This is a genomic window from Pedobacter frigoris (assembly GCF_032678645.1).
GTDB lineage: Bacteria > Bacteroidota > Bacteroidia > Sphingobacteriales > Sphingobacteriaceae > Pedobacter > Pedobacter frigoris_A.
The window spans coordinates 362,195-375,580 of sequence record NZ_JAVTSP010000002.1; the positions used below are offsets into that span (position 1 = coordinate 362,195).

Here is a 13,386-nt window from a genome sequence, read left to right on the forward strand (position 1 = left end):
GATCTCTTGAATTGAATCTAAACAAGAGATTTCCCGGTTCCTCGAAATGACGACAGCTTCAAATTGTTAATCAACGTACCTTTTCAGACAGCCTCTTTAAATTGTTATTTCTGAGGCATCAATACCAAACGGATATAATTCTCATCCGTTAAATATTTCTGTGCCGCTGCTTTTGTGCTCTCTACAGAAACAGCATCTAAAGTCTTTTTATAATTCAGGATCTGCTCAAAAGACTCACCGTTTTTTAAGCGGCTGCTGATGTAGCTTAACCAAAACCCATTGTTGCGAAGGCTAAGTTCTACCTGACGTTGTTCTTCAGATTTAAACTTACTGATGTCATCAGCAGTAGCACCGCTTGTTCTGATTTTGCTGATCTCATCCAAAGATGCTGCAACCAGTTTTTCTACATTGGCTGTCGCACAGCTGAACGATATGTTGAAGTAATAATGCGCATCAGGATATTTCTGCACACTTAAGCTTACCCCCGGGCTATACACACCACTTTCTTTTTCGCGTAAACGCTCTAGAATTTTAATCTCAAGAGCAGCTTTTAAAGCTTCAAGCTGTGTATTGTTTAGTTCGTTAAATTCATAGTCTCCGTGAATGTAAAGCTCTACAGAAGCTTTATCCTCCAGGCCTTTGTAAACAGTTTTGCTGATCTTTCCTTTTGGAGACCTTACACCATTGTCTGCATAATTCTGTTTTTTGTTTAAAGCAGGCAAACTGGCGATATAGGTTTCAATAAGGGGTTTTAGGCTGTTGATGTCGAAATTACCTACGATCACAAAGGTTTGTTCACTCGCGTCAGCGAAACGGTCTTTATAGAAAGCAAAAGCCTCATCTAAAGAAACCTTACTTAGGTCCTCAAGCGTCATTGGCATAGCGCGTTTGTGATAAGAAGACAATACAGCTTGTACCGTATCTGAAAAAACACTGGTAGGGTTGGCGTTTTTATTTGCCAGAACTACCTTGTAATCATCAATGTTCTTATTGAATATTTCTGCGTCTTTGCGGGGATCTGTTGCATAGGCATAAACCATCTGAAATGCGGTTTCCAAATCTTTAGGAGAAGCACTGCCACTAAATCCCTGATAAAGGTCATCTATATAGGCACCACCTCTTCCCGTATTGCCGGCAAGTAATTTATTCAATTGGGTCGGATTAAATGCACCTACGCCACTTTCAGGGATTAAGCTAACCATTTGCACAGACTGAAAATTCTGATCAGTTGCCAGCGAAGTTCCGCCCTTTGAAAAGGAACTGAAAATGATCTGGTCATTTTTAAAATCAGTAGGCTTCAATAGCACTTTGATGCCATTGCTTAGCGTAAGCTCTGTTACGCCAATTGCATCAGGCTTAGTTTCGCTAACGATTTTTCCTGCCACTGGCTTTTTTTCCAGTAGTGGTTTGTTTACTGAATTGTCTACATAAGCAGCTACTCCACTTCCAGCGTTTTTAACGGCAGCAAGCATTTGTGCTTCTGTAGGTAGTGTTGCTTTGTCCTTTTCTGGAGCTTGTATGATGATGATCTGGTTGTCTTTCGTGATCAAAGTCTTGGCCAGTGCATTGACTTCCGCAAGGGTAATGCTTCCCACGGCTTTCTGCGTTTCCCCATAAACGAAATCGATTGAAGGGATAGGGCTGCTGGTCAGGAAATTATTCAGGTACTGTTGTACAAAAGAAGAAGATGGAGTTTTGTCTTTTTCTTTGAACTGTTTTTCTGATCCTGCAATGATGTTTTTCTTAGCCACATCTAACTCCGACTGTACAAAGCCATACTTGCTCATTCTTTCATTTTCAGCAAGAGCAGCAGAGAATGCCTGCTCTAAAGTGGCTGCAGATTTAGCCGCGACTGTAGTTTGCAGTGCATTGATACCCGATACCAATCCACCCTGGTATGGTCCATAGTTACTTTGAGCAAAGATGAACGGGGCATTTCCTTTTTGCAGAATTTCTTGCAACCTTGCTCCAAGCATGCTGTTGACCATGCTGTACATCAGTTTCTTTTTGTAATCAGCGGTAGTTTTCGAAACGTTGCCGCGTTGTTTATACATGATCTGAGCAACATTGTACGACTGTTCCGGATCCGTAATGATCTTAATCAGAGGCTCTTTATTATCAGGCAAATCATATTTCAAGCGGGGCTTAGGACTTGCAGGGTTTGTTAGGCCTGAAAAGTTAGTTTTAATCAATTGTTCAACTTCGTTCACGTCAAAATCACCCACAGCGATTACCGCCTGAAGATTTGGTCTGTACCAGTCTTTGTAAAAATTCCTGATTTTATCATGAGTAAAGGTTTGCAGGATATCGATCTTGCCGATGGGGATGCGATTTTCATAGCGGGAACCTTTCAACAATAGCGGAAGCAATTGTTTACTCATGCGTTCCTGAGCATTTTTACCTCTCTGACGATCTTCTTCTATAATAACTCCACGCTCTTTATCTATTTCTTCTCCGTCCATGAGTACCTTTCCGGCCCAGTTGGCCAGTATCTTAAAGCCATTTTTGAAAACCACCGTGCTATCCGTAGGAATAGGCAGCTGGTATACCGTCTGGTCAAATCCAGTGTACGCATTCAGGTCGGCGCCAAAGCGTACACCTGCTTTTTGCAGGTAGTTGATCATTTCATTCTTTGGGAAGTCTTTAGTCCCGTTAAAAGCCATGTGCTCTGTAAAGTGGGCCAGCCCTTGCTGGTTGTCTTCTTCCATTAAAGAACCTATTCTTGTAGCAAGATATAGTTCAGCCCTGTTTTTAGGCTCAGTATTCTTTCTGATGTAATAAGTAAGACCATTCGGAAGTTTCCCGATTTTCACATTTGGATCATTCGGGATCAGCGTGCCTTCTGTTTTACCGGTTGCCTGTACAGGCTTTTTTGCGGCAACGGGCTTCTTTTGTGCGTAAGAGGGAGCGTTCACAGCCATTAATGCCGTAATCCCTAGTACAAGGATTTTGTTTCTGTTGTTCATAAATAAAGTTAGTTAGAGGTAAAACTAGTCAACGTGTTACTAGCTGCGGTAATTTTTTAACATTATTTAACTTTTTATCAAGCAATGTCATCCTGTTACCGGCTTAAAATTAAACTTTTATAATTATTTTTTTCTTGTACATCACCCAGAGAATGACCAGCCAGAACAGTACAAAACAGATGGCCCAGGTCAATGAGGCATTGATGGGAGAGAAATGAGCTGAAATCCCGGAATAAAGCCATGATTGCAGGTCTGTTTTACTGCCATCCTGCTGAGTTATGCTAAATAACCGCAGCGTGCGGGGAATGAGTCCGGATAGGAAAAATACCGTAATTGCGTTTACCCCATAGACCACAAAGGGCTTTGTAAAGCGGTTGTATTGCTGTATGTCGATGATCCAGTAACAAAGCGCTAAAACTACGGTGGCCAGTCCACCGGTATACAGGACAAACGAACTCGTCCATAATGCTTTGTTGATCGGGAATTGTAAATCCCACAACAGACCTAAAATAATAGCCATACATCCGGTACAAAACAGCCATACCACCTTTGTTGCCGCATCAATGTCTTTTCGTTTCAGATAAATGCCCGCCAGCACGCCAAATAGCCCCGTCGCTATAGCAGGAAGTGTACTCAATATGCCTTCAGGATCCCATTTTTTTGAGGATTTCCACAGATGAGCTTCGGTTAAAACACTGCGGTCGAGCCAGGCGCCCAGGTTGGTTTCCTTTTCAAGATTAGGATAGCCTACGCCCGGAACAGGTACGAAAGTCATGAGTATCCAATAAACAGCCAGCAGTATTAATAAGATTCTGAAGATGTTCTTCTGGCTGTTTTTAAGGAATATAACCGTAGCAATCAGAAAGACAACTGCGATTCTCTGCAATACGCCCGGGATTCGCACATTTTGAAAAGCTTCAAGCGGTTCTGTAAATACCTTTGGATAAAGAGATAGAAATAAGCCAAGACCGAAAAGGATAAGTGCCCGTTTAACGGCTTTTAGAATAGTTTTTGAATGTGTTGAAGGGTCACTTTTTTTGCTGCCCATTGCATATGCAATAGAAACTCCTACGATAAAAAGAAAGAAAGGGAAAATTAAATCAGTAGGCGTACAGCCATTCCATTCGGCATGCTCCAGCGGAGCGTATATATGTCCCCAGTCGCCGGGGTTGTTGACCAATATCATTGCGGCTACCGTAATTCCTCTGAAGAAATCTAAGGAAAGTAACCTTGAGGGAGGATTTGACGATAATTGAGTCATGAACTATAAAAATTAATTTAGATATGATCGCTACCACCTGAGCGATAGCGATCATAAATATAATTAAAATTTATAGCGAACGAAGGCTTCCATTGCTTCGTAATCTGCCAATCCTAAATTGTCATAGGACTGAGCAGTTTCTCTGTTTCTGTCTTCTGCTCTTTTCCAGAACTCCCTTGCATCATCACCAGGGAACACAGCTCTGTCTTTTTGCGACTGGTGTTTGAAAATTGCAAATTTCTTTCTTTCCACTTCTTGTGGGCTCAAAGGAACTGCCATTTCAATTTCGTGCGTTTCAAACTCTTGCCAAGCACCTCTGTACATCCACAACCAGCAATCCTTAACCCATTCTTCGGTTTTTGATAAGCGTCTTAGTGCCTCCAGAATGATGTTAAAGCATACGATGTGTGTTCCGTGCGGATCTTCGAAATCGCCCGCCGCAAATACCTGATGAGGTTTCACTTTTTGAAGTAATTCCATGGTAAGCACAACATCTGCATCAGTAACCGGATTTTTCTGGCTTTTGCCACTTTCGTAGAAAGGAAGTGCCATGAAATGAATATGATCATCTTCCAGACCGCAATAACGCGCACCTGCAATCGCTTCTCCTTTTCTGATCAAACCTTTTACTGCCTGAATTTCAGGAGTATCAACCTGGTTAGGTTGCTTCTGATCTATGAAAGTACGCATGCTTTGATAAAGCGTTCTAAGCTCGTCCTGGTTCTGGCCCATTTTCTCAGAAAAATCGATGCCAAATTCTACGAAACGAAGTGCATCATCATCCCAAACGGCGGTGTTTCCTGAAGTTTGGTAAGCTACATGTACATCATGTTTTTGATCAACCAGACGGATAAAAGTACCGCCCATTGAAATCACATCATCATCAGGGTGTGGAGAGAATATAATAGAGCGTTTTTTAGCAGGCTCTGCTCTTTCCGGTCTTTCTGAATCATCAGCATTGGGTTTACCACCCGGCCAGCCGGTGATGGTATGCTGTAGTTTATTAAAGATGTCGATATTTATGTTGTAAACAGGGCCTTTTTCAATAGCCAGCTGAGCCATGCCATTGTTGTTGAAGTCATCTTCAGTAAGCTTCAAAACAGGTTTGCCTAAGTAGTTTGCCAACCAGATTACCGCTTTTCTTGTCAGTTTTTCATCCCAGATACAGTCTTTAACCAACCAAGGTGTATCAAAACGGGTCAGTTGAGAAGCTGCATCCTGATCCAATATGAATTCTACGTTGTCTGACAATTGCAGGTATGTAGCAGGTACTTCACCTGAGATTTCCCCTTCAACAGCCTTTTTAATGATCGAAGCTTTTTTCCTGTTCCATGCCATCAATATGATCTCACGGGCTTTGAAAATAGTTCCGATACCCATAGTGATTGCTTTTGTTGGCACAAAAGATTTACCACCGAAGTCTCTTGCCGCATCACGTCTGGTCAGGTCATCAAGCGTAACTAAACGGGTACCCGAATTAGGGGCAGAACCCGGCTCATTGAAACCAATGTGACCAGTACGTCCGATACCAAGGATCTGAATGTCAAGTCCGCCTAAATCGCCGATCTTTTTTTCATAAGCAAGGCAAAAAGCAGGAATATCTTCTAGGGCTAGCGTGCCATCCGGAATATTTACATTGTTTTTGTCAATGTCGATGTGAGCGAATAAGTGCTCATTCATGAATGAAACATAACTCTGAGCAGCATCAGGCTGCATTGGATAATATTCATCCAGATTGAAAGTGATTACGTTTTTAAAACTCAATCCCTCTTCTTTATGCATTCTTACCAATTCTGCATACACTGCAATAGGTGTAGCTCCAGTAGCTAAACCCAAAACAGCCTGAGTATTGTTCTTTTGTTTCTCTTTAATGAGATTCCCAATACGTTTTGCAACGCTAAGCGACGCGGCTTTAGGGTTTTCAAAGACAGAAACGGGTAATTTTTCAAAACGCGTTTCTTCCAGAAGATTTAATCTTGCCATTTTTTGTTCTTAAAGTTTGTACGGAGCAGTAAATATAGCCAACCTGTCGAGTATATCAAACTTTTTACGTGATACTTAAGCCTATATTTTCGGCTTTTTTTTGATGCTGAATTGTGCAAACGATTGAACAGGGGCATGAGGTCATATTATGGTTTGGGGTGTTCTTCTAAATATTTTAAAATAATTAGGGTGACTTAAGGCAATGACCGCAGTCGACTAAATAACAATCTATATATGCTCTTCAGTATTTTGATCTCGTTTTTAACTTACTTAAATATTGCTTTAATTTTGGAGTTTTCCTGTAAAAGCAAGACAATAGCAAGAGAGGAGCAAGAGAAAAGCAAGACAAAAGCAAGAGAGAATTTGAGCTGAACTCTACTAATCTGGCTATTTATGCGTTGTCCTGCCAGGCAAAATTTGGCTAGAATAGCTATCTTGCGATTGTAGTAATTGCAACGAAATTATGAATTCGAACTGGAGCCGGATCTTTGAGATTGTCAATAAGCCTGAACGTTTGATCATTGGTCTGATGTCGGGAACCTCTATGGATGGGTTGGATATTGCTGTGTGTCTGATTAAGGGGCATGGAGTGGATACATCAGTGAAAGTGTTGAATTTTAAAACAGTTGGTTATACTGCTGAATTTAAGGCTGAGATCAAGTCTGTTTTTTCCAGAAGAGATACGGATTTGCAAATGGTCTGCCTGATGAACGAAAAAATAGGGATTGTTCATGCCAACATGATACTGGAAGCCATTAAATCCTGGGGAATGAATCCCCTGGATATTGATGTAGTAGCCAGCCATGGCCAAACAATCTTTCATGCACCCAAATCGCTTCATGGTTTAGCGGAATATCCAAATGCAACCCTTCAGATCGGAGACGGTGACCACATTGCAGTGAAAACGGGGATCGTGACGATCAGTGATTTTCGTCAAAAGCACATCGCGGCGGGGGGAGAGGGAGCTCCGTTGGCGGTTTATGGCGATTATCTGGTGTTCTCTAAAAAGGGAGAAGACAGAGTCATGCTGAATATAGGAGGAATTGCAAATTTTACTTATTTACCTGGCGACCATGATGCGGCTAAGGTATTTTCAACAGATGTAGGGCCTGGAAATACGTTGATGGATCAGTTTGTACAACAGAATTACGAAGGTTTGTATTTCGATGAAAATGCGGCAATCGCAAGTTCAGGTGTGGTGGATGGGAATCTGCTCAGGGAATTGATGAATGCGCCGTTTTTAAGGGCCGGGTTTCCAAAAACCACGGGGCCGGAATTGTTCAATTTGGCCTATCTGGAAAAGGCAATGAAGTCTTCTGGAACTTCAGATTTGAAAAAAGAAGATGTTATGGCTACGCTATGCAGTTTTACAGCAAGAGTAATTGCTGATGCGATCATTGCGTGTTTTGGCGACAAGATGCCCTGTGTTTATATGAGTGGTGGTGGCATGCGTAATCCTTTGCTGGTAAAACAGCTTAAATTAATTCTTCCCGAAGCGCAATTTTATACTACGGACCATTTAGAAATTAATCCCGATGCCAAAGAAGCTGTTCTTTTTGCGCTGCTGGCCAATGAAACACTGGTAGGTGAGCCCATTGATTTTGGTAAAAGAAAGGGCGTTCCCTCCGTCTTTATGGGTAAAATAAGTCTGCCGGCCTAAAGAATCTGTAGTTTTTTAAAGAATAAGCAGGTAGCAAGCTTTTTTCATTAGCTCTCATAAATTTTCCTATTTTTGCCTCAAAGTATTTATTATGGCAAGTTTTACACTTACTCCTGAAACCTGGAAAAAGGTTAAGATCAAATTTTTAAGAAAATATCGTGATTTGGCTCAGGTAAATCTTTCTTTTACACCCGGGCAGGAGGATCAGCTGGTTCAGCAATTGATGGATTTGGTGAAAAGAGATAGGGATTATGTTGAATTTACTATAAAAAAGGCACTAGCTGACCCTGAGGGGAACAGGTTATAATTTTTTTGTGTATTTTTATGTCTAAACGGATTCGTGCATGATGAAAAAATACAAACTCGCCGCCGCATTTGCGCTTATCGCTTTTGCTTCTTTAACGTGGTCATTCAAGGAAGACCTGTTTCTGGTATCAAAGAACCTGGATATTTTTGCTTCCTTATATAAGGAGATCAACGTCAATTATGTTGATGAAACCAATCCTTCAGATTTAATGCGTACCGGCATAGATGCGATGCTTGACGGGCTTGATCCTTATACGGAATATGTTCCGGAATCGGAGATTGAGGATTATAAACTAAAGTATGTGAGTACACAATATGGAGGTATTGGTGCCAGTACATTGTTTATAGAAGGAAAGTTATTTGTTAATGAAGTGAGTCAGGGTTACCCGGCAGATAAAGAAGGAGTGAAGCCAGGGGATCAGATTGTGAAAATCAATACGAATGAAGTTAAGGGCAAAGACCGCAACCAGATCAGTCAGCTTCTGCGTGGTCCGAAAGGCTCATCAGTTGACCTGCTGGTCATCAGGGATGGGGCTGTCATCAGTAAGAAGCTAACCAGAGAAGAGATTAAACAGCCTAACGTGTCTTATTCAGGTATGACTGATAATAACATTGGTTACATACGCCTGGATAAGTTTCTTGAAAATTCTGCTCAGGAAGTAAGAGATGCTGCGATTGCTTTGAATAAGCAACAACCTAAGGGAATGATCCTTGATTTGAGGTATAATGGAGGCGGGATTTTGCAGGAGGCAGTAAAGATTGTAAACCTGTTTATCAATAAAGACATTACCGTTGTAACTCAGAAAGGGAGAAATCCTCAGAAAACAGTTACTTATAAGACCTATAGTGAACCGTTATTGGCGCAGATGCCTTTGGTGGTTTTGGTAGGGGGATCTTCAGCTTCAGCTTCAGAAATCGTAGCAGGCGCTTTGCAGGATCTGGACAGGGCAATTATAGTAGGGCAGCGTAGTTATGGCAAAGGCCTGGTGCAGCAGACATTTAATTTGCCATACAATAGCCTTGTTAAGGTTACGGTAGCAAAATATTTTACACCTTCAGGAAGATGTATCCAGGCATTGGATTATGCGCATAAGGATGCAAATGGGCAGACACTGAAGTTTGCCGATTCCGTGGCGACGAAATTCAATACAAAGGCGGGTAGAAGTGTATACGATGGCAATGGTGTGTATCCGGATGTCGTAGTCGCCAATTCAAAACCAAGTCCGGTGACGATATCTATCGTAAGTAAGAACTTGTTCTTTGACTATGCCAATGATTTTAAAAAGAAAAATAAGGCCATAGCTCCTGCTGAGAGTTTTCAGTTGAGTGATGCCGATTATAATCAGTTTGTATCTTCACTGGCTGGAAAGGATTATTCTTATACCTCACGTACGGAAAGATTATTGTCGGATCTTCGCACAGAGGCTGAAAAAGAAAATAAACTGGCTGCGGTTAAGGCTGATTTGGATGATTTGAAGGGTAAGATGCTTGGGGCAAAGAAAACGGATCTGATAACCTATAAGCCTGAGATTAAGAAAGTATTGGAGACGCAGATCGTAAGCCGTTATTATTACGATAAAGGTAGAGTGATACAAGCATTTCAGTACGATAAAGAATTAGCTGCTGCTAAATCTTTATTGGGTAATTCTACTAAAATGCTTGCTATTTTGAAAGGTGAGGGTGAATATAAAATTATAGGCAACCCCACCAAGACAGTTACTGCAGCCGCAGCAGTTGAAAACTAAAGTTATTCTGCGTGATGAAGCTTAACCACCAGGCCGTCCATGGCCGGGTTTAGTTGCAGTTGACACGCCAGCCTTGAATTTGGTAACAAATCCGGCAGGGTATCAAGCATTGCATATTCATCGTCGGTCATTTCATTGAGTTTTTCTTCGCCTTCGAGTACGTCTACGCAGCAGGTTGCACAAAGGGCCATCCCACCACAAGTTGCAAGTATGTCATACTCACAAGCTTTAAGGTATTCCATTAGGCTGAGGCCCATGTCAACGGGCGCTTCAAGAGTCGTACGGCTGCCGTCCGGATTTTGGACGTGCAGGGTAATGTTATTTTCTTCCATGTTTAAAATTCTGATACACCGTTTACAGTAGTGTATTTCATGGTGTATTTAATTCCCGGATTCATGTATTGGTATGCACTATGGCTCATTAAAGCTGCTTCGTGGAAACCACAAAGTATCAGTTTTAATTTGTTTGTGTAGGTATTGATATCACCAATTGCATAGATACCCGGGATATTGGTTGAATAATCGTCTGTGTTTACTTCAATTGCACTTTTGCTGATGTTTAAGTTCCATTGCTCAATAGGTCCTAATTTAGGGCTTAAGCCAAACAAAGGAATCAAATGATCAGCAGCAACATTGGTAGCTTCTAATGTTTTATTGTGAACGATTTCTACATTTTCAAGTTTTCCTGAACCAGATACAGAATTTAAGTTGCTGTTTAAGATCAGATTGATTTTGCCGCTTTCAGCTAATGCCATTACTTTGTTTACAGAATCAGGCGCACCACGGAAGCTTTCGCTGCGGTGTACGAGGGTTAATTCCTCTACAATATCAGCAAGGAAGATGGTCCAGTCCAGGGCAGAGTCGCCGCCACCTGCGATTACCATCTTTTGTCCGCGGTATTGCTCGGGATCAAGGATCATATAATTTACCCCTCTGCCATTTTCGAATTGCTCAAGACCGGCAACCGCTGGTTTGCGAGGTTCGAAACAGCCTAGTCCGCCTGCGATTACAACTACTTTGGATTCTATAATTGTACCCATATTTGTGGTCAGTACAAAATCCCCTTCACCACGTTTTTCTAAACCTTCTATACGTTCACCTAATGTAAAACCAGGATGAAAAGGTTTCCCTTGTTCCATCAGGTTGTCGATTAGTTCCTGAGCCAATACTGTAGGGTAGCCTGGGATGTCGTAGATTGGTTTTTTAGGATATATTTCAGACAATTGTCCACCTACCTGAGGTAGATAATCAATTAAATGACAACGCATTTTCAACAATCCAGCTTCAAAAATTGCAAATAAACCTACGGGTCCGGCGCCAATAATGGCTATATCAGTAGAAATCATGTGTTTAAAATTTGTGCGAATTTACGAACTTTTGTTATTAATAACGATTCTATTTGTTAATATTCTACATAATCTGTAGAACTTATGAAATGAAACGTGGCTGATATTTTGTTTATCTTTGTTTATTGATGACTAAGAACATATATTTCGCCTCAGATTTTCATTTAGGTTCTCCCGATTTCCTGGAAAGCCGAAAACGTGAAGACCGCATCGTTAGATGGTTAACTTCCATTGAATCAAACTGTAGTGAGCTGTTTTTGATGGGGGATGTATTTGATTTTTGGTTTGAATACAAGACAGTAGTTCCCAAGGGGTTTATTCGCTTGCAGGGCAAACTTGCAGCTATGGCAGATGCCGGAATTAAGATTTACTTTTTTAAAGGCAACCATGATATGTGGGTAAATGATTACTTCACCAAGGAAATTGGGGTAGAAATTGTAAGTGATGAATTGGTTATTGAGCGTGCCGGTAAAAGGTTCTTTTTACATCATGGTGACGGATTGGGGCCAGGCGATCAAAAATATAAGTTGCTGAGGAAGATTTTTAGAAACCCTGTTTGTCAATGGTTGTTTTCGCTTATCCCCCCAAGAATAGGTCTTGGAATAGCAAATGGCTGGTCTGGACATAGCAGGGCGGCAAGCAATAAAGAAGAGGTGTTTTTAGGTGAAGAAAATGAGTGGCTGGCGATTTATGCAAGAGAGCAATTGTTAAAACAACATTATGATTACTTTGTATTCGGACACAGGCATTTACCGCTGGAGATAAATCTGACTGCAGATAGTAAATATGTAAATATAGGAGAGTGGATTAATTTTAACTCTTATGCTGTATTTGATGGTAATGAATTAAGTCTTAAGTATTTTGAGAAGGTTAATTAAAAAAGCTGTAATTTTGCTGCCCGAATAAAAAATCACGCATTAGGTGGTCAATTGTAACCAGATTGACGCTTAATGATCATATAAGTTTCTGAAAAAGATATGTTAGAAAAATTAGAGGCAATTAAACTGCGTTGGGAAGATGTTGAGGAGCAGTTAAGTAATCCTGACACGATGCAGGATATGAAGCGTTTTGCGGCTTTGAATAAAGAGTATAAAGATCTGGGTAAGATTGTAGATGAATATAAGATCTACAAGAATGTAATGAGCAATATTGAAGCCAATAAAGAGATCTTGAGCACGGAGAAAGATGCAGAGATGCGCGATATGGCTAAAGAGGAGCTTGATCTGTTATTGGTTCAGCAGGAGGAGATGGAAGAGAAGGTTAGACTGATGCTGATTCCGGTAGATCCTGAAGATGCGAAAAACGCCGTATTCGAGATCAGAGGCGGTACAGGCGGAGATGAAGCTGCATTATTTGCGGGGGATTTATACAGAATGTATAGCCGTTTCTTTGAACAAAAAGGCTGGAAGGTAGAAACTGTTGATGTAACTGAAGGCACAGCGGGTGGGTACAAAGAGGTTATTTTAAAGGTCAGCGGCGAAGATGTCTACGGACAGTTAAAATATGAATCTGGTGTACATCGCGTACAGCGTGTTCCGGATACTGAAACCCAGGGCCGCGTTCATACTTCAGCAGCCTCGGTTGCTGTTTTGCCAGAAGCCGAGGAAATTGATCTTTATATTAATCCAGCTGATATTGACCTGCAGACCTCACGTTCTGGTGGTGCTGGGGGACAAAATGTAAATAAGGTGGAAACTAAGGTGCAGTTGACACACAGACCTTCAGGAATTGTGGTGGTTTGTCAGCAGGAGCGGTCTCAATTGGGTAACCGGGTTATTGCTATGGAGATGCTTCGGAGTAAATTGTATGATATAGAATTGCAGAAGAAAAATGGGGATATAGCTGCCAGGAGAAAGACGATGGTGTCTACAGGAGACCGTTCAGCTAAGATCAGAACCTATAATTATCCTCAGGGTAGGGTTACAGATCACCGTATCGGATTGACGCTTTATAACCTAAACGGAATCATGGATGGCGGTGTTCAGGAGCTGATTGATGCATTGCAGTTTGCGGAGAATGCAGAGAAATTAAAAGAAGGTTCTGGAAATTAAGGACTTGCAATTATTTTAAAATAAATGTTGCAAAGTTGAATTAAGTACCTATATTTGCAATCCCGAAAC

The 13,386-nt window shown here is 41.3% G+C and carries 10 protein-coding genes; 5 read left to right on the plus strand and 5 right to left on the minus strand.

The window, feature by feature from the left end; all coding sequences use genetic code 11:
* Window positions 1-104: 104 nt before the first annotated feature.
* From R2Q78_RS07985 to nagB, 3 genes are all read right to left on the minus strand, one after another.
* Window positions 105-2,966, minus strand: a complete 2,862-nt coding sequence (locus R2Q78_RS07985) for a M16 family metallopeptidase (RefSeq protein ID WP_316790596.1) — start codon at window positions 2,964-2,966, stop codon at window positions 105-107.
* Between the two features lie 109 nt (window positions 2,967-3,075).
* Window positions 3,076-4,227 carry an acyltransferase family protein gene (locus tag R2Q78_RS07990; protein ID WP_316790598.1) on the minus strand — a complete coding sequence of 384 codons (1,152 nt, stop codon included), beginning with the start codon at window positions 4,225-4,227 and terminating at the stop codon, window positions 3,076-3,078.
* A 63-nt stretch (window positions 4,228-4,290) separates the two neighbouring features.
* Window positions 4,291-6,210, minus strand: a complete 1,920-nt coding sequence (nagB, locus tag R2Q78_RS07995; RefSeq protein WP_316790600.1) for a glucosamine-6-phosphate deaminase — start codon at window positions 6,208-6,210, stop codon at window positions 4,291-4,293.
* A gap of 463 nt (window positions 6,211-6,673) precedes the next feature.
* Here nagB and R2Q78_RS08000 point away from each other — a divergent pair, with 463 nt between their 5' ends.
* From R2Q78_RS08000 to R2Q78_RS08010, 3 genes are all read left to right on the plus strand, one after another.
* Window positions 6,674-7,870 (plus strand): anhydro-N-acetylmuramic acid kinase, encoded by a 1,197-nt coding sequence (locus tag R2Q78_RS08000; protein WP_316790602.1) that lies wholly within the window; start codon window positions 6,674-6,676, stop codon window positions 7,868-7,870.
* Between the two features lie 91 nt (window positions 7,871-7,961).
* Window positions 7,962-8,177, plus strand: a complete 216-nt coding sequence (locus R2Q78_RS08005; protein ID WP_136836943.1) for a hypothetical protein — start codon at window positions 7,962-7,964, stop codon at window positions 8,175-8,177.
* Between the two features lie 37 nt (window positions 8,178-8,214).
* Entirely contained in the window at window positions 8,215-9,921 is a 1,707-nt protein-coding gene (locus R2Q78_RS08010; protein WP_316790604.1) for a S41 family peptidase, read from the plus strand.
* A 2-nt stretch (window positions 9,922-9,923) separates the two neighbouring features.
* On the opposite strand, the gene R2Q78_RS08015 is transcribed toward R2Q78_RS08010, so the two are convergent.
* Window positions 9,924-10,253, minus strand: coding sequence for a 2Fe-2S iron-sulfur cluster-binding protein (locus tag R2Q78_RS08015; protein ID WP_121270245.1), 330 nt, complete (start codon window positions 10,251-10,253; stop codon window positions 9,924-9,926).
* Between the two features lie 2 nt (window positions 10,254-10,255).
* On the minus strand, window positions 10,256-11,266 hold the full coding sequence (locus R2Q78_RS08020; RefSeq protein WP_136836945.1) for an NAD(P)/FAD-dependent oxidoreductase: 1,011 nt from the start codon (window positions 11,264-11,266) through the stop codon (window positions 10,256-10,258).
* Between the two features lie 128 nt (window positions 11,267-11,394).
* On the opposite strand from R2Q78_RS08020, the gene R2Q78_RS08025 reads away from it, so the two are divergent.
* The gene (locus tag R2Q78_RS08025; RefSeq protein ID WP_316790612.1) at window positions 11,395-12,144 is read left to right on the plus strand and encodes a UDP-2,3-diacylglucosamine diphosphatase; all 750 of its coding nucleotides are present in this window, start codon (window positions 11,395-11,397) and stop codon (window positions 12,142-12,144) included.
* Between the two features lie 99 nt (window positions 12,145-12,243).
* Complete coding sequence (prfA, locus tag R2Q78_RS08030) at window positions 12,244-13,317, plus strand: peptide chain release factor 1 (protein WP_316790613.1); 1,074 nt, start codon at window positions 12,244-12,246, stop codon at window positions 13,315-13,317.
* Window positions 13,318-13,386 lie beyond the last annotated feature (69 nt).

Coding starts and splice junctions, on each gene's coding strand:
- R2Q78_RS08025 (WP_316790612.1), top strand. CDS start 11,395: ATGACTAAGAACATATATTTCGCCTCAGATTTTCATTTAGGTTCTCCC.
- R2Q78_RS08005 (WP_136836943.1), top strand. CDS start 7,962: ATGGCAAGTTTTACACTTACTCCTGAAACCTGGAAAAAGGTTAAGATC.
- prfA (WP_316790613.1), top strand. CDS start 12,244: ATGTTAGAAAAATTAGAGGCAATTAAACTGCGTTGGGAAGATGTTGAG.
- R2Q78_RS08000 (WP_316790602.1), top strand. CDS start 6,674: ATGAATTCGAACTGGAGCCGGATCTTTGAGATTGTCAATAAGCCTGAA.
- nagB (WP_316790600.1), bottom strand. CDS start 6,210: ATGGCAAGATTAAATCTTCTGGAAGAAACGCGTTTTGAAAAATTACCC.
- R2Q78_RS07985 (WP_316790596.1), bottom strand. CDS start 2,966: ATGAACAACAGAAACAAAATCCTTGTACTAGGGATTACGGCATTAATG.
- R2Q78_RS07990 (WP_316790598.1), bottom strand. CDS start 4,227: ATGACTCAATTATCGTCAAATCCTCCCTCAAGGTTACTTTCCTTAGAT.
- R2Q78_RS08020 (WP_136836945.1), bottom strand. CDS start 11,266: ATGATTTCTACTGATATAGCCATTATTGGCGCCGGACCCGTAGGTTTA.
- R2Q78_RS08010 (WP_316790604.1), top strand. CDS start 8,215: ATGATGAAAAAATACAAACTCGCCGCCGCATTTGCGCTTATCGCTTTT.
- R2Q78_RS08015 (WP_121270245.1), bottom strand. CDS start 10,253: ATGGAAGAAAATAACATTACCCTGCACGTCCAAAATCCGGACGGCAGC.